The following is a 17,820-nucleotide window of genomic DNA, read 5'->3' on the forward strand; positions in this document are numbered from 1 at the left end:
GCCCGTACGGTCCCGGCACGGCATCACTTTCCAGGCGTGCACCACCGCACAACTCAGGGGGTCCGATGCGTCGTCCATCCATCGTCTGCACCGCCGCGGCGCTTCTCGCCGTCGCTCTTGCGGGATGCGGCAGCGGGGCCGGCAGTACCACCAGCACCTCGTCAGGGTCCGGGAGTTCCGCCGGCGCGGGCTCCGCCGCCGCTACCGTCGACGTCAACGTGGGAGTGATCCCCATCGTGGACGTCGCACCGATCTACCTCGGCCAGAAGCAGGGCTTCTTCGCCCAGCAGGGCCTCAAGCTCTCGCTGACCACCGCGCAGGGCGGCGCCGCGATCGTGCCCGGCGTCGTCAGCGGGCAGTTCCAGTTCGGCTTCTCCAATGTGCTCTCGCTGATGCTGGCCGAGCAGAACAGCGTGCCCATCAAGGCGATCTCCAACGGCGTGGCCTCCACCGGTGTGGCGGGCCAGGACTTCGGAGCCATCGTCGTGAAGAAGGGGAGCGCGATCACCTCGCCGAAGGACCTGGTGGGGAAGAAGGTCGCCATCAACACCCTGAAGAACATCAACGAGGTCGCCGTGCGCGAGTCGGTGCAGAAGGCCGGCGGTAATCCCAGCAAGGTGACCTTCGTCGAGCTCGGCTTCCCGGCGATGCCGGCCGCGCTCGCCAAGGGGCAGGTCGACGCCGCCCTGGTGGTGGAACCCGCGCTCGCCACCGTCAAGGCGCAGGGCGCCACGGTGATCGCCTCGCCGTACGTCGACGTCGCACCCAAGCTCACCGTGGCGATGTACTTCACCTCGACCAGCTATGCGCAGCAGCACTCGGACGTGGTGAAGAAGTTCCAGACGGCGCTGGCCGAGTCGCTGGCCTACGCCAACAGCCACCCCGATGACGTGCGCACCGTCCTCGGCAGCTACACCAAGATCCCGGCCGCCACGCTCAAGCAGATCACGCTGCCGAGCTGGCCCGCCGACGTCAACCAGGCATCGCTCCAGACGCTGGGTCAACTGGCGCTGGGCTACGGGCTGTTGACGAAGGCACCCGACCTCGCCACGCTCCTGCCGTGAGTCGGACCGCAACAGCGCGGCTGCGCGGCACGGCGCTCGGCACGGCCGGGCTGGTGGCCTTCGCGGCGGCGTGGGAGACGGTGACCCGGACCGGGCTGGTCGACGCCCGGTTCCTGCCGCCGTTCAGCCGCACCGCCGCGGCCCTGGGCCACGAGCTCGGGGACGGGGCCTTCTGGTCGGCGCTCGGCGACACGCTGACCGGATGGGCGCTCGGCCTGGCCATCGCCACCGCCGCCGGGATCGCGGCGGGGTTCCTCATCGCCGTCGTCCCGTACCTGCGCCGGGCGACCGCCTCGACGATCGAGTTCCTGCGGCCCATCCCCTCGGTGGCACTGATCCCGCTCGTGGTGCTGCTGTACGGCGCCAGGATCACCTCGGTGCTGGTGCTCGTGGTCTACGCGTCGTTCTGGCAGGTGCTGGTCCAGGTCCTCTACGGGGCCCAGGACGTCGACCCGGTGGCGGACGAGACCGCCAGGGCCTACGGCCTCGGCCCCTGGGCCCGGCTGCGGCATGTGCTGTGGCCCAGCGCCCTGCCGTACGTCATGACCGGCGTCCGGCTGGCCGCCGCCGTGGCGCTGATTCTCGCGATCACCGCCGAACTGGTGATCGGCGCACCGGGGTTGGGCAATCTCATCGCGGTCGCCCAGGACTCGCAGGCGGTGCCGGACATGTACGCGCTGATCCTGGTCACCGGGCTGCTGGGGGTCGTCGTCAACGTCGGCGCCCGCGCGGTGGAGCGCCATGCCCTGGCCTGGCACCAGTCGGTGCGCGGGGAGGTGCTGCTGTGAACGGATCCGGTGTGAACCGTCTGTTCCTCCGAATCGGAGCCACGGTGCTGCTCGTGGCCGGGCTGCCCGCCGTGCTGGTGACGGTGTGGTGGTTCGCCTCCGCCGGCAGCACCAGCATCTACGAGCCGCCGCTGCACCGGATCGTCTCGACCTTCGGCCAGGTGTGGACGCCCGACCGGCTCCGCACCGACGTGCTGCCGAGCGTGCTGCGACTGCTCGGCGGCTATGCGCTGGCGGGGTTGGCGGGCGTCGGCTGCGGCGTGCTGCTCGGCTCCTTCCGTACCGCGCGGGCGGTGGCCGAGCCGGTGCTCGAACTGTTCCGGGCCGTCCCGCCGCCGGTGCTGGTTCCGGTGATCATGCTCTTCGCCGGTATCGGCGACACCATGAAGGTCGTGGTCATCGCCTTCGGCTGCTTCTGGCCGGTCCTGCTCAACACCGTCGAGGGGGTGCGGGCCGTGGACCAGGTGGCCGACGACACCGCCCGTTGCTACGGCGTCAGGGGCGGCGGGCGGCTGGTCCACCTGGTCCTGCCGGCGGCCGGTCCGCAGATCATGGCCGGACTGCGGCAGGCGCTCTCCATCGGGATCATCCTGATGGTCATCAGCGAGATGTTCGCCGCCAGCAGCGGGATCGGCTTCACCGTCGTCGAGTTCCAACGCAGCTTCGCCATCCCGGAGATGTGGACCGGAATCCTGGTCCTCGGTCTGCTGGGCGTGGTCCTGTCGTTGCTGTTCCGGCTGGTCGAGCAGCGCGTGCTCGGCTGGTACCACGGGCTGCGCGGTGCGCAGCGGGAGGGCGGAGGCGGGCATGCTTGAGATCAGGCACCTGCGGAAGGTCTACGAGAGCACCGGACGCTCGGTCGAGGCGATCCGCGACATCGACTTCACCCTCGCCGATGGCGAACTGGTCTGCCTGGTCGGTCCGTCCGGCTGCGGCAAGACCACGCTGCTCAAGTGCGTCGCCGGGCTGCTCCGGCCGAGCGGCGGGACGGTCCTGCTCGACGGCTCCCCGGTGACCGGCCCCAGGCCGGGCCTCGCGGTGGTCTTCCAGGAGTACGGCCGCAGCCTCTACCCCTGGATGCGGGTCGGCGACAACGTCGAACTGCCGCTGCGCTATCAGAAGGGCCTGTCCCGGGCCGAGCGCCGCACCCGGGCGGGGGAGGCGCTGGCCGCGGTCGGCCTGGCCGAGGCCGGCCGCGCCTACCCCTGGGAGCTCTCCGGCGGCATGCAGCAACGGGTGGCCATCGCCAGGGCGTTGGCCTACCACCCCGAGGTGCTGCTGATGGACGAGCCGTTCGCGGCGGTCGACGCCCAGACCCGGGCCGACCTGGAGGACCTGGTGCGCCGGCTCTGGTCGGAGCGGGGGATGACGGTCCTGTTCGTCACCCATGACATCGACGAGGCGGTCTACCTGGGCGAGCGGGTGCTGGTCCTGAGCAAGTCGCCGACGGTGATCCTGGAGGAGATCGAGGTCGACCTCCCGGCGGCGCGCGACCAGCTGACGACCCGTGCGGACCCGGAGTTCACCCGGCTGCGCACCAGGGTGCTGGAACGCATCCGCGGCACCGCGCCCAAGGGGGTGGCCCAGGACCAGTGACGCGGTGGGCCGGGCGCTCGGTGTCAGGTGAGGCTCACGGCAGCTTCCCTGGTGTCCTGGGGCACTGTCTCGCGGCGGGGGAGCAGCAGCGGAGTGGCCAGGAGCAGGACTCCGGCGGCCGCGATCGCGGTGCGGGGGCTGGTGGCGGCGGCGAGCAGGCCCCACAGGGCGGTCAGGGCCGCGATCGCGGCGCTGCTGCTGATCGACCACGCGGTCAGGGTGCGGGCGACGCGGTCGGAGGCGGTGTGGTCGAGCCGGTAGGTGGCCAGCACCGGGTTGAACAGGCCGATGCAGGTCACCAGGCCGAACTGGACGACGATGATGAGGACGATCCCGGGGACACCGGGCCCGACGAACGCCAGCCCGAGAGACCAGCAGGCGCGCAGCGTCCCGGCGGTGAGCATCACCCGGTGCTGCCCGAACCGCGCCACGAGCCGGCGCGCGAGGCGCGATCCGACGAGGCCGCCGACGCAGGGGGACGCGAACACGAGACCGTACTGCCAGGGCGGGAACCCGAGGCGGCCCAGCAGGAGTACGGCGAGCAGCGGTTCGGTGGCCATGATCAGGCCGTTGACCACGATCGTGTTGAGGAACAGCGGGCGCAAGGTCGAGTGGGTGAGGATGTGGCGCCATCCTGCGAGCAGATCGCCCGCTCGCAGTCGCGGTGCGCCGGTCCGCTCGGTTTGCGGTTCCGTCCCGCCGATGGCGCGGATGCCCAGCGCCGAGAGCAGGTAGCTGACCGCGTCGGCGACCACGGTCGTCACCGGGCCGAACAGCCCGATCGCGGCCCCGCCGAGCGGTGGTCCGACCACCGTCGCGGTCCAGGTCGTGGACTCGAACCGGCCGTTCGCGACGAGCAGGTCCTCCGGCGGCACCAGCGCCTTCAGATACGCACCGCCGGCCGCCTTGAAGGCGATGTCGGCCGCGGCCACGACGACGGAGACAACGAGGAGTTGGGCGAAGCCGAGCCGGCCGAGCGTGAACACGGCGGGGACGCTCATCAGGGCCGCGAACCGGACCAGGTCCATCGCCACCATGACCGGCCGCTTGCGGTGGAACTCCACCCACGGCCCGAGCACCACCGCGACCAGCGCTCCCACCGCCCGCCCCGAGGCGGCCAGCACCGCCACCCGGGTCGGCCCGGAGTGCAGCACCAGGATCGCGATGAAGGGGAACGCGCCGAACCCGAGCCCGGTGCCGTACGAACTGACCGCGAACGCCGCCCACAACCACCCGAACCGCCGCCCCAGCGCCCGCCTGCCCGTCATACCCACAGCAAAGCGGCTAGCGGACGCCCGGATCAAACAACCGATCGGCCGGCCAGGCACAACCATCGGTTGTGCCTCCAGCCTGCGGGTCAGCCGATGACGGCGACGGGGCCGTTCCAGGCGTCGCGGTCGACGGTCAGGGCCGAGCCTCGGTAGGTCTCGTGGAGGTTGACGGCGTACTGATGGCCGCGGCGGTGGCCGCTCCACAGCGAGGCGGACCAGGGGAAGCCGGTCGTGGTGTCGGCGTTGCCGTCGTAGCGGGCGTACCAGAGGGCGTCGGGGAGGTCCGCCGTACCGGCCGCCGCGGCGGAGGCGATCGCGTTGGCGCTGGACTTGCTGAAGCCGTAGAACCCGGCCCAGTAGCCGGCCGCGTGCGCGGCGCGGTCCCATGCCTGGACGTAGGTCTGCACCGCCTGGACGCAGGAGCTGTTGGTGGTGTCGTAGGCCTCCATGTCCAGGTAGAGCGCGCTGCCGCGGTGCATGCCGAGCGCGGCGGCGCGGCGGGCCGCGTCCGACCCGTCGCTCGCGCCGAGTGAGCCGGCGTTGGTGGCCGAGATTCGCTCGGGGTTACTGGAGGTTTGGCAGGGCGGCTGTGCGCCGACGTACAGCGGGATCAGTTGCCAGCCGGAGGCGTGCACCGAGGCCACCCAGGCGGCGGTGAGCTGGGGTTGGGCGCAGCCGCGGTTCGCGCCGCCGATGTAGACGGCGGCCGCGCCGTAGGGGGAGGCGGAGTGCCAGGCGTTCATCGTGGACAGGCCGGGCGCGGTGCAGGTGTCGAAGGCAAGGCCGGTGAAGACACGGGTGGCGGGCAGTCCGGCGGATCCACCTGAGGCGGTGGTGGTCGTGCCGTGCGTCGCACCGGCGGCGGACGACGTGGACGAGGAGGCGCTCGCCGAGGCCTTCGCGCTCGCGCCGGCGGCCGCCGAAGCGGAGGCGGAGGCGGCCGCCGAACCGGAGTGCGTCCCGCTGGGCGCGGGCCCGCCCGTCGCCGCGCCCGTCGTCACGCTCGTCGTCGCCGCAGCATCACCTGCCGCCGCGTTCGCCGAGCCGGTCGGCTGTGTTCCGCCGCCGTGCCCGGACAAGGCGAAGGCCCCGCCGCCGATGACCAGCACCGCAGCTGCGGCGGCCAGCGGGAGAAGAGAGGGGTGGCGCTTGGAGCGGCGGCGGTTCGACACGGGAGCCTCGGCAGGTCAGAGGAGAGCACAGGTTCGACGATCAGACGGATGATCGTCACGCGGTATGCGACTGCAGACCCTACACGGATCTCAACCCGTAGCCGCGCCTGGGCGCTTGAGCCACGGGAACGCGAGGGGGCCGGTCATCTATGCTGCGTGCCCGTCGTAGCGGTGCGTCGTCGACGATGCCCCACGAGCGAGTGCGAGGAGTGCAGCATGGTGTCGCGATGGAGTCAGAACCGCCGGAACCGGTGGGCAGGCGCGGCAGGGTTGGCCCTGGCCCTGGCCCTGGTGCTCGGGTTTGCGGCGTGGTGGGCTCGCAGCCCATCGGTCGCGGTGTCACCGCCTCGCGCCCGGCAGTACACGGCGCAGAGTGTCTGCCTGCTGACCCCGCCGGCCGGGCTGGCCGACGCGGCTGCCGCCCAGGCATGGGCCGGACTTGAGGACGTGTCCGCGAAGTCGCACGTCCAGGTTCGTTACCTGGCGGTGGTGGGCGTGGACTCGCCAGGGGCGGACGGGCCGTTCCTGGCCTCGCTGGTGAGTCAGGGCTGCCAGGCGGTGGTGGTGTCCGGAGACGCGGAGATCCAGGCCGCCGAGGCTGAGGCCGCACGGTTCCCCGGTACGAAGTTCCTGCTCTTGGGACAGTCCGTCGCCCGCGACAACCTCTTGGGAATCTCTTACCCTCATGCCGACGCTGCGCGCTCGGCCACCGCTGCGGCAGTAGGGCACTTGGTCGCATCTTGATCTATTTGTCGACTCGTTAGTTTCCCTATGTCCCTTTTGCTTCAGGGATTTTCTGTGAGCTGACTCTGCATGCTCTGGCTGCCGTCAATGTAAGAGCCTGGTGGTAGCTCCTCATCCGATCTTGTCATGGCCCCGTTCCTCTGTGATCAACTTCTCGCTGTTCTCTTGATGTCGCGGGTCTTGTGATCTAGGTGGGGTATTCGTGGCGCGTGTGCGGTCGTTCCGGAAGTCCGGTTGGGCCCTGAGCAGTCGGCGCATGCGCGCGCTGATCCGCCTGGTCGCCGTGGTGATGGTGGCTGTCGTGGCCTGGGGCTCGGGCATAACGACGGCCGGTGCCGCGGAAACCGGCTTCCCGTCGCTGCACATACCCTCGCTGTCGCAGATGTTGGGCTGGCTGTCGGACCCGCACTGGGGAAGGCTGCCGCAGCAGCAGACCGGGACGGCGGCCGGGCACAGCCACCGGGCGTCGGCGGCAGCGACCCGGTCGGGCCGAGGCGCTGGACACAAGCCAGGCAGTGGGAAGGGGCAGCTCCCGGTCTACGCCCCGTACCAGTCGCAGCCCGCGTCCGGCGTGAGCGCCTCGCAGCACGGCTACGACGCACGGACCAGCCGACGCAACGCCGTCAAGTCCACCCGGACGTCGAACTACTTCCAGAACGCCGACGGGTCGATCACCCGCCACATCGCCCAGGCGCCCATCAACTACAAGGACGCCAACGGGAACTGGCAGCCGATCGACACCCGGCTGACGGCCGGGGGCGGCCGCTGGCACGAATCCGGGAACTCCGTCGCCGTCGACTTCGCCGCGAACGGCACCGACCCGCAGGTCGCGACTGTCGGTGTCGACGCCGCTCACTCCGTCTCGTTCGGACTCTCAGGCGCGTCGTCGGCCATGGGGCGGGTCGCCGGCTCCACGATCGACTACCCGGCGATCGCGCCGGGTACCGATCTGTTGCTGACCCCGACCGCGACCGGAGCGAAGGAAGCGATCGTGCTGCGCTCCGCGCAGGCGGGCAATTCCTGGACGTTCCCGCTCGGCCTGAAGGGTCTGACGCCGCGGCAACTGTCTGACGGATCGATCGACCTGGTGGATGCCGCGGGCAGGACCGTGGAGCAGATACCGCACGCCTACGCCTACGACTCCAAGGTCGACCCGCGTTCCGGCGACTCGGCCACCACCAGTGCGGTCTCCTACCAACTGGTGCACACCGGTGGCCAGTGGGCGCTCAAGGTCACCCTGGACGCGAGGTGGCTGCACGACTCCGCGCGGCAGTTCCCGGTGACCGTCGACCCGACCGTCACCGACGGCTGGACCACCGCCTACTCGGAGACCGGCAACACCGGGGACCACTCCTACGAGCAGTTCGTCAAGATCGGCTCCTACGACTCGGGCACGACCAAGGCCAACGCCTACATCAACCACTGGGACACCAGCTGGGACGGCTCCGGCGTCACGGTCACCGCCGCGACCCTGAACCTGTTCGACACCTGGGCCTCCACCTGCACCGCCGAGCGCTTCGACGTCGCCCTGGTGACCCAGGCGTGGACCCCGTCCGGAGTGAGCGCCTACCCCGGCCCGACCTACGGCGCCTCCATCGGCAACGCCACGCCCACGGTCTCCGCCGCGTGCGCGAACACCGGCAACAGCCCCAGCACCGGCAACTGGGTCAGCGTCGCGCTCTCCACCTCCGCGTTCCAGGGCTGGATGAGCGGCGCGACGCCCGACTACGGTCTGGCGGTCTACGGCGCCACCACCGATGCGCTGCACTGGAAGAAGTTCGCGTCCTTCATGGACCCGAACCTCGGCCCCTACATGTCGGTGACCTACACCGGCAACACCGGCCCGCAGATCTACGAGCAGTACCCCAACAACAATGCCGTCGCCTACACCACCACCCCCGAGCTGACGGCCTGGTCCTCCGGGGCGAACTCGACGGGCAGCAGCAGCACCCTCAAGTACGACTTCAGCGTCTACGACAACACCAACACCAAGGTCGCCGACTCGGGGCAGATCGCCGCCGGTGACTGGACCGTGCCTGCGGGCAAGCTGACCTGGGGGCACACCTACTACTGGCAGGTCCTGTCCTACGACTCCTCGATCTGGTCCGCCTCCACCGGTCTGCGCGCCCTGTCGGTGCAGGTCCCTCAGCCGCTGATCACCTCGGGCCTGTCCCAGAACAGCAGCGAGCACGGCTTCGACTCCTCGATCGGCAACTACACCACCTCCGACACCGACGCCACGGTCTCCACCGCGGGCCCGAGCCTCGACGTGGTGCGTGACTACAACTCGCGCGACCCGCGGTACAAGGGCGCCTTCGGCGCCGGCTGGTCGAGCGTCTTCGACTCCCGTGCGACCGAGCAGTACGACGCCTCCGGTGCGGTGACCTCTGTCCTGGTCACCTACCCCGACGGCTCCCAGGTGGGCTTCGGCAGGAACGGCGACGGCACCTTCTCCCCACCGTCCGGGCGCTGGGCCACCTTCAAGTCCGTGACCGGCGGCTACACGCTCACCGACAAGAACGACACCGTCTACACCTTCACCACCTCGCTGGGCTCCGGCGGCTACGGCATCTCCTCGATCACCGACGCCACCGGCAACCCGATCACTTACCACTGGACCGGCAGCCAGATCGACACCATGACCTCCGGGGTCTCCGGCCGTGCCCTGCACCTGACCTGGTCCACGCCCACCGGAGCAGTCGCCTCCCACGTGGCCACCGTGGCCACCGACCCGGTCGACAGCAGCAACTCCAGCAGTGCCCTGACCTGGACCTACATCTACACCGGCGACCAGCTCACCAGCATGTGCACACCGCTGCAGACCGCTGCCGGGAGCAGCGGCGCGTGCGCCAAGTACGCCTACACCGCAGGGTCGCAGTACCAGAACGCGGTGCTGGACCTGGGTGCGAGCAGTTACTGGCCCCTCTCGGACGCCTCCGGCACGACCGCCACCGACAAGGTCCTGGCCAACCAGGGCGACAAGAACGCGACCTACAGCGGCGTCACCCTCGGCCAGAGCGGCAACCCGCTGACGGGCAGCTCGGCCACCGTCGCCTCGTTCAACGGCACCAGCTCCCAGGTGCAGCTGCCGGACAACACCGGCAACAATGCCAACTCCGGCGCGCTGTCGATGTGGTTCAAGACCTCCACCAAGGGTGGGGTCCTCTACTCCTACGCGTCCACGCCGGTCAGCGCCGGCAGCACGACGGGCTACTACACCCCGTCGATCTACGTCGGCAGCACGGACGGCAAGCTGAACGCCGAGTTCTGGTACAGCGGCGGCGTGGCTCCGCTGGTCTCCAGCGCCTCCGTGGCCGACGGCAACTGGCACCACATCGTGCTCTCCGCCGCCGGCAACTCGCAGACCCTCTTCCTGGACGACGCCAAGGTCGGCTCCCTCTCCGGCACCGTCACCATCAAGAGCGCGTCGGCGTTCGGCCAGAACCAGCCCTACAACGTCGTCGGCGCCGGCTTCCTCGGCGGCACCTGGCCGGACGAGCCCAACTACAGCACCAGCAGCAACACCGGAACCGCCTCGTACTTCAACGGCTCGATCGCGAACGTCGCCTGGTACGACCGGCCGCTGGTCGCCGCCGACGTCGACGCGCTCTACCAGTACGCCCACCACGCCGGCAGCCTGCTCAGCCAGGTCACCCGTCCCTCGGGCAAGGTCTACTCCCAGGTCCAGTACGACCCGGCGACCACCACGGTCACCCAGGTGACCGACGAGAACGGCGGCGTGTGGAAGCTCAACGCGCCCACCATCACCGGCTCCTCGCAGACCTACCGGGGCGCGGTCCTCGGCGGCGCGCCGGTCGACTACTGGCGGCTGGGCGACGCGGCAGGCTCCACCTCGGCGGTCAACGAGGTCCGAGGAGGCGTTGCCACCTACAACGCCGTCACCCTCGGCCAGGGCGGGCCGTTCTCCGACATCACGGCCGGCAAGTTCAACGGGACCTCGTCGTACCTGCAGCTCCCGAGCTCGGCGACCGTTTCGGGGGGCGCCAACTCGGTCGAGATGTGGTTCACCATGAACTCCGGCAGCACCGCGGGCGGCGTGCTCTTCGACTACGCCGGGGCCTCCCTGACCGGGGGAAGCCCGGCCTCGAACTCCTACGTACCCGCGCTGTACGTGGGCACGGACGGCTTGCTGCGCGGCCGGTTCTGGGGCTTCGGTTACGCGACCACCACCGCCAAGGTCAACGACGGCAAGTGGCACCACGTCATGCTGTCGACCTCCACCACCGCCGAGACCCTCTACCTGGACGGCACGCAGGCCGCGACCGCGACCGGCACGGCCACCGCGTCCAACTCGCAGTACGTCTACGTCGGTGCCGGCGAGGTCAGTGGCTGGCCGTCCGCGCCCACCAACACCCTGGGCTACTTCCCCGGCTCCATCGCCGAGGTGTCGCTCAACCGCGCGCAGCTGTCCGCCCAGGACGACGCGGTGCACTACGCGGCGGGCAAGAACTCCACCGGTCTGCTGCCGGTCGAGAACGTCACCGTCACCGACCCGACCGGTGCCACGGAGACCAACCGCTTCGATGTGGCCAACGGCTACCGGCAGCTCTCGGAGACCGACGGGCTGGGCAACACCACCAGCTTCGGCTACGACACCAGCGGCTTCCAGTACGCCGTCGTCAACCCCAACGGGGTCGCCACGCTGACCGGTCATGACGTGCGCGGCAATGTGGTGTCGACCACCACCTGCCAGAACGAGGCAGCGAACGCCTGCTCCACCCAGTACTTCACGTACTACCCGGACGACACCACCGCGCAGCTGACCACCGCCGACCCGCGCAACGACACCATGCTGACCTCGCGCGACGGCCGCTCCGCGTCGGCGACCGACACCACTTACCTGACCAGCTTCGGCTACGACAGCTCGGGCAACCGCACCACCGTCACCACCCCGGCCGTGCCCGGCTTCCCGAACGGCCGTACCACGACCACCGTCTATTCCGACGGCACCAGCACCTACCCGGCCAGCGACAGCGGCAACGTGCCCAAGGGCCTACCGGTGTCCACCACCACCCCGGGCGGCGCCGTGAACAAGGTCGCCTACAACCACCTGGGCGACGTCACCTCCACCACCGACGCCGACGGCCTGGTCACCACGTTCAGTTACGACAACACCGGCCGGGTCAAGTCCAAGACCCAGGTTTCCGACACCTACCCGAACGGCCTGACCACCAGTTACAGCTACGACGCCGACGGTCAGGTCACCCAGGAGACCGACCCCGCGGTCACGGACCGCGTCAGCGGCGCGATTCACACCGCGCAGACCTCCACCGTCTTCGACGTCGACGGCGGCATCACCGCGCAGACCGTGGCGGACACCACCGGCGGTGACGCCACCCGCAAGGAGACCACCGCGTACAACAGCTACGACCAGGTCGCCTCGCGCACCGACGGCAACGGCAACGCCGGCGCCACCAACGGCGCCACGACCAGCTACAGCTACGACGCGATGGGTGAGCAGGTCAAGGAGACCACCCAGAGCGGCGTCACCACCGAGTCCGCCTATGACGCGGACGGTCACCTGCTCACCGTGACCCTGGACAACTACACCGATGACCCGGTCAACCCCAGTACCGCCACCAACCTGGTCGAGTCCTCGCGTGCCTACGACCCGGCCGGCCGCCTCGCGTCCATTACGGACTCGATGGGCAACACGACCACCTACACCTACACCGACAACGGCTTTGTCTCGACCATCACCCGCACCGACAAGAGCAGCCACAGCTACCAGGTGCAGTCGAACACCTTCGACGACGCCGGGAACCTGACCCAGCGCGTCACCGACAACGGTGCCACCGTCAGCCAGTTCAAGGTCGACGCGGCCTCCCGGGTCACGACCACCACGCTCGACCCCACCGGCGCCGACCGGGTCACCCAGCGCTCCTACACCCCGGACGACCAGGCGGCGACCACCACCCAGACCGACGCCACCGGCTACGACCGCACCACGTCCGCCAGCTACGACCCCATGGGCAACGTCCTGTCCCAGACCGTCTACGGGGACGCGTCCGGCCACCCTTCCGCCTGGTACCCGCTGAACCAGACCAGCGGAACCGCCGTCACCGATGCCTCCGGCAACGGTTACACCGCCACCGCCGACTCCGGCGTGACCTGGAGCGGGGGAGCCGCCGCCTTCGCCGGTAGCACCACCGGCACCGGCGGCCTGATCTCCGCCAATGCCCCGGTGCTGACCACCAACTCCTCCTACACCGTCTCCGCCTGGGTCGACCCCGCCGACCTGTCCACCTATCGCACCTTCGTAGGGCAGGCCGGCGCCAACGCGGGCGCGTTCTACCTGCAGTACAACAAGGCCGCCGGCGGCTGGACCTTCGTCACCACCAGCGCGGACTCCACGACCGGCACCCAGACCAGCGCGCACACCACCAGTGCGACCGCCAACACCTGGACCCACCTGGTGGGGGTGTACAACTCCAGCACCGGGGCGATGAGCCTGTACGTCAACGGTGCCCTGGCTGCCAGCGCCACCGCTGCCACCACCTGGAACGCCTCCGGTCCGCTGACCGTGGGAGGAGTCAAGACCACGGGCGGCACGATCTCCAATGTCGTCAACGGCCAGGTCTCCGACGTGCAGGCCTACCCCCGCGCGCTGTCCGCCGCCGAGGTCGCCACCCTCTACGGCAACGGCCGCACCGGCGGCACCGTCGGCTCCAACAACTCGCTGACCACCAGCTGGAGTTACGACAAGCGCGGACTGCCCACCGCGAAGACCGACCCGAACCAGAACACCACCGCCTTCAGCTACGACGAGGGCGGCAACCTCGCCCTCACCACCGCTCCCGCCGTGGCCGTCGAAGGTGTCGGCACGGAGAGGCCCTTCACCGGGATCGGGTACGACACGTTCGGCGAGCCGGTCGAGCAGAGCGACGCCGACGGTAACGTCACCAGGACCGGCTACGACGCCAACGGGCAGAAGATCTCGCAGACCCTGCCCAGCTACACCCCGACCGGCGCGTCCTCGCCGGTGAACGGCACCACCACCTGGACCTACGACAGCGACGGCAACGTCGTCGCCACGCAGACCCCCGGCGGGGAGACCACCCAGCACGTGTACGACCAGCTCGGCGACGTCGCGAAGACCATCGAGCCGGACAGCACCACGCTGCACTCCACCTACGACACCAACGGTGAGGAGCTCTCCTCCAGCGACGGCAACGGCGCGACCACCCAGGCCACGTACGACTGGATGGGCCGCCGGATCACCTCGACCGTCCTCGAGCGCTACCCGACCGCGCAGACCCTGACCAGCCAGTACTCCTACGGCGTCAGCACCGGCAACCCCTATGGCGCCTTCCTGGCCTCCACGACCACGCCGGGCAACGAGACCACCAGCTACGGCTACGACCGCCTCGGCGAGACCACCCGGGTCACCGACGCCGCCGGCAACGCCACCAACTACAGCTACGACTTCGCCGGCCGCCTGGCCAAGACCACCCTGGCCGACAACTCCTCCACCCAGACCGCTTACAACCCCCTCGGCCTGCCCACCGACCAGTGGCAGTACGACACGTCCGGCAACCAGCTGACGCACGCCAGCACCACGTACGACGGGAACGGCAACGCCACCGCCGTCACCGACGCCAACCAGCACACCAGCCACTTCGTCTACGACGCCAGCAACCTGGTCACCCAGGAGACCCAGCCGGTCGACGCCAACACCTCCATCACCACCAGCTTCGGTTACGACGCCGCCGGGAACCGGGTGCGCTTCACCGACGGCCGGAACAACAACTGGACCTACGGCTTCACCCCTTGGGGCCAGCAGGCCTCGGTCACCGCGCCCCCGGTCACCACCAGCGGCTACAGCTACACCACCGCGGCGGACTCCACGACGACCTACGCCTACACCCCCGACGGCCAGCTCCAGACCATGGTCCAACCCGGCGGCGTGACCAGCAGCTACGCCTACGACAGCGTCGGCAACGTCACCACCGAGACCGGGACCGGGGCCGACGCCGCCACGGCGACCCGCAACTTCACCTACGACAACGCCGGCAAGGTCCTCACCGCCGCCACCAGCACCGCCGGAACCAGCGGCAATCCGGACCACCAGGCCGCAACCAGCAACAGCTTCAGCTACAACGACCGCGGGCAGCTGCTGACCGCCAGTGGTTCGGGCGGCTCGTCGAGCTTCGGCTACAACAACGACGGCAACCTCATCACGCGCGCCGACGCCGCCGGCACCACCAGCTACGGCTACGACACCGCCGGACGCCTCTCCACCCTCAACGACGCCGCGACCGGAACCCAGCTCAGCTACGGATACAACACCCTCAACCAGCCGCAGACCGTCACCTACGGCAGCAGCGGCAACGTCCGTACCTACGGCTACGACACACTGCACCGCCTCAAGACCGACACCCTGGCCAAGGGCGCGACGACGCTCGCCTCGATCAACTACGGCTACGACAACAACGGCAACCTGCTGACCAAGAACACCACGGGAGTCGGCGGAGCCTCCAACAACACCTACACCTACGACTGGGCCAACCGCCTCACCTCCTGGAACAACGGCAGCACCAACACCGCCTACGCCTACGACGCCTCCGGCAACCGCACCCAGGTCGGCTCCAACGTCTACACCTACGACGCCCGCGACCAGCTCACCAGCGACGGCGTCAACACCTACCGTTACTCCGCGCGCGGCACGCTGACCCTGGACATCACCTCGTCCGGCAGCACCGCGTACGCGGCCGACGCCTACGGCCAGCAGATCACCGCCGGCACGCAGTCCTACACACTCGACGCCGGTGGCCGGAACATCTCCGACACCGACAGCGCGAACAGCACCTCACGCACCTTCCAGTACTCCGGTGCGGGCAACACCATCGCCGGCGACGGCGACTACACCTACACCTACGGCCCGGGTGACGCGCTCATCGGCATGAACACCGCCGGAGCCACGTCCACGAGTACCGGAGTCCTGGCCGTCACCGACCAGCACGCGGACGTCGTCGGCACCTTCGCCGCGGGCGGGACCGCACTGTCCGGCTCGGCCACCTACGACCCGCTCGGCAATGTCACCGGCGGCAGCGCCCTGCCCGGACACCTCGGCTTCCAGTCCGGCTGGACCGAGCAGGCCACCGGCAAGGTCGGCACCGCGTCACGCTGGTACAACCCGGCGACCGGCACCTTCCTCAACAAGGACTCCGCCAGCCTCAACCCCGTCCCCAACTCGGTCTCGGCCAACCCCTTCGCCTACGTCAACGACAACCCCCTGGCCGGCACCGACCAGTCCGGCCAGTGTTCCTGGTACGACGTCGTCTGCGGCGTGTCCGAGGCGGCCTCCACCGTCTCCTCGGCGGTCGACGACTTCTCCTCCTGGTCCTCCAACACGTTCGACTCCTGGGGTTCGGGCATCTCCTCCTGGGCCTCGGACACCTGGAACACCGTGGTCAGTGCCGCCGCGACCGTCGTCCACGTCGTCACCCACCCCGTCGACAGTTGGCACCACTTCACCCACTGGGCACACCGCGTCTACCACTGGGCCTCACGTCATGTCCGACGCTGGGTCCGCTCAGCGGTCCACGCCTGGCACGCGATCAAGAGAGCGGCCAAGGCCTTCATCAGACATCCGCTCCGTGCCATCGGACGAGGCATCAGCATCGGCATCCATGCGACCGTCCGCGCGCTCAAGGCGACGGGCAGGTTCATCAAGCACCACGCAGCCGCCATCACCTCGTTCGTCGCCTCCACGGCCGTCTTCGCCGGCTGCGAGGCGTTCACCGCCGGCATCGGCTCCGTCGGCTGCGCCGCAGCCGCGGGCGCCGTGGGCAACCTGGTGACCCAGGGCTTCAAGTGCGCCGACAAGGGCGGCTCCTCCTGCAGCCTGGGCGCCTTCGGCAAGACCGCGCTGGAAGGCGCCGCCGAGGGTGCCCTGGGCGGAGGCCTCGGCGAACTGGGCGGAGCGATCCTCGGCAAGGTCGCCCCCAAGGCCCTGGACGCCGTCGGCGGCCTCTTCGGCAAGGGCGCCACCGAGGCCACCGACACCGCCACCACCGACGCCACCGACCAGGCCGCCCGCGAGGCCGACGCGAACCAGGCGACCAGCAGCACCGATGAGGCGGGCGGAAGCGGACGTTCCTGCCCGACCCCGCACAGCTTCACCGGGGCCACCCCCGTCCTGATGGCGGACGGCACCGCCAGGGCCATCGACCGGATCAAGGTCGGCGACACCATCGCGAACGCCGTCCCCGGCCAGAAGGGCACCCAGGCCCACAAGGTCACCGCCGTCATCGTGACCCACACCGACCACGACTTCGCCGACGTCACCATCTCACCGGTGGGCAGGACGGCCGATTCCCCGAAGGCCCAGCCCAGGGCCGCGAACCTCTCAGTGAAGTCCCGCATCATCCGCAAGACCGGCCTCGGCCTCGCCGCCGCAGCCGCCGGCATCGGTGCCCTCCTCGGCCTTGGGCACCACGACCCGAGCGCCGCGACCTCGGCCACCCCAGCCGCCTACACCTTGCCAACTGACGGCACGACGGCAACGGGCGGCACCCTCCACACCACCTTCCACCACCCCTTCTACGACGAGACCCAGTCCTCCTTCGTCGAGGCCGAGCACCTCCACCCCGGTGACCTCCTCCAAACCCCGACCGGCACCGCCCAGGTCACCGACGTCCACCTGTTCCACGCGAACACCACGACGTACGACCTCACCATCGGCGACCTCCACACGTACTATGTGCTCGCCGGGACCACACCGGTGCTTGTGCACAATTGCGGAAGCAATACGGGGGGAACGTACGGGAGCCTGAAGCCGGCCAACCAGCCGGGCCTGCCTCCGCAAGAGATCAACCATATGCCTCAGAACGCCTCGACCCCTCTTGGGTACGACCGGGGACCGGCAATTCGGATGGACAAGGTCGACCATCGGCAGGTTTGGTCGACGGGCCAAGGAAGTCGCCCAGAGCCGAAGGCGTGGCTCATGATGCAGCGAGAGCTCGTAAATTCTGGCCGAATAGACGAGGCCATGCAGAATGACATCAATGACATCACAACGCGCTTCCCGGGAAAATACAATAATGCGATTGGCGACATGATCGGTGCACTGCCCGGCAATGCTCAGTATCAGGCGCTTCGCACTGTCCCAAAGCAAGTTCAAGTGCAATTGACTCTGTGGTAGAATGCGAGGCAATTCGGA

8 protein-coding genes are annotated in these 17,820 nt (G+C 69.5%); 6 read left to right on the top strand and 2 right to left on the bottom strand.

Annotated features, from left to right (window positions below):
* The first annotated feature begins 65 nt into the window (after nt 1-65).
* The 4 genes from ABH941_RS20725 to ABH941_RS20740 are packed head-to-tail and all read left to right on the top strand — an operon-like array spanning nt 66 to nt 3,448.
* On the top strand, nt 66-1,064 hold the full coding sequence (locus ABH941_RS20725) for an ABC transporter substrate-binding protein (RefSeq protein WP_370130904.1): 999 nt from the start codon (nt 66-68) through the stop codon (nt 1,062-1,064).
* A gap of 20 nt (nt 1,065-1,084) precedes the next feature.
* Nucleotides 1,085-1,852 carry an ABC transporter permease gene (locus tag ABH941_RS20730; protein ID WP_370131029.1) on the top strand — a complete coding sequence of 256 codons (768 nt, stop codon included), beginning with the start codon at nt 1,085-1,087 and terminating at the stop codon, nt 1,850-1,852.
* Between the two features lie 11 nt (nt 1,853-1,863).
* Complete coding sequence (locus tag ABH941_RS20735) at nt 1,864-2,667, top strand: ABC transporter permease (protein WP_370130905.1); 804 nt, start codon at nt 1,864-1,866, stop codon at nt 2,665-2,667.
* Complete coding sequence (locus ABH941_RS20740; RefSeq protein WP_370130906.1) at nt 2,660-3,448, top strand: ABC transporter ATP-binding protein; 789 nt, start codon at nt 2,660-2,662, stop codon at nt 3,446-3,448. Before ABH941_RS20735 ends, ABH941_RS20740 begins: the two co-directional genes overlap by 8 nt.
* Before the next feature lie 23 nt (nt 3,449-3,471).
* On the opposite strand, the gene ABH941_RS20745 is transcribed toward ABH941_RS20740, so the two are convergent.
* Together ABH941_RS20745 and ABH941_RS20750 are read right to left on the bottom strand one after the other, a co-directional pair.
* Nucleotides 3,472-4,716 carry an MFS transporter gene (locus tag ABH941_RS20745; RefSeq protein ID WP_370130907.1) on the bottom strand — a complete coding sequence of 415 codons (1,245 nt, stop codon included), beginning with the start codon at nt 4,714-4,716 and terminating at the stop codon, nt 3,472-3,474.
* A gap of 89 nt (nt 4,717-4,805) precedes the next feature.
* A complete protein-coding gene (locus ABH941_RS20750) occupies nt 4,806-5,891 on the bottom strand; it encodes a DUF1906 domain-containing protein (RefSeq protein ID WP_370130908.1) in 1,086 nt (361 codons plus the stop codon).
* A 216-nt stretch (nt 5,892-6,107) separates the two neighbouring features.
* On the opposite strand from ABH941_RS20750, the gene ABH941_RS20755 reads away from it, so the two are divergent.
* Nucleotides 6,108-6,635 (top strand): hypothetical protein, encoded by a 528-nt coding sequence (locus ABH941_RS20755; protein WP_370130909.1) that lies wholly within the window; start codon nt 6,108-6,110, stop codon nt 6,633-6,635.
* Nucleotides 6,636-6,891: 256 nt separating this feature from the next.
* Complete coding sequence (locus ABH941_RS20760; RefSeq protein WP_370130910.1) at nt 6,892-17,802, top strand: LamG-like jellyroll fold domain-containing protein; 10,911 nt, start codon at nt 6,892-6,894, stop codon at nt 17,800-17,802.
* Nucleotides 17,803-17,820: the final 18 nt, after the last annotated feature.

This window comes from Streptacidiphilus sp. EB103A, assembly GCF_041261405.1.
Classification (GTDB): Bacteria; Actinomycetota; Actinomycetes; order Streptomycetales; family Streptomycetaceae; genus Streptacidiphilus.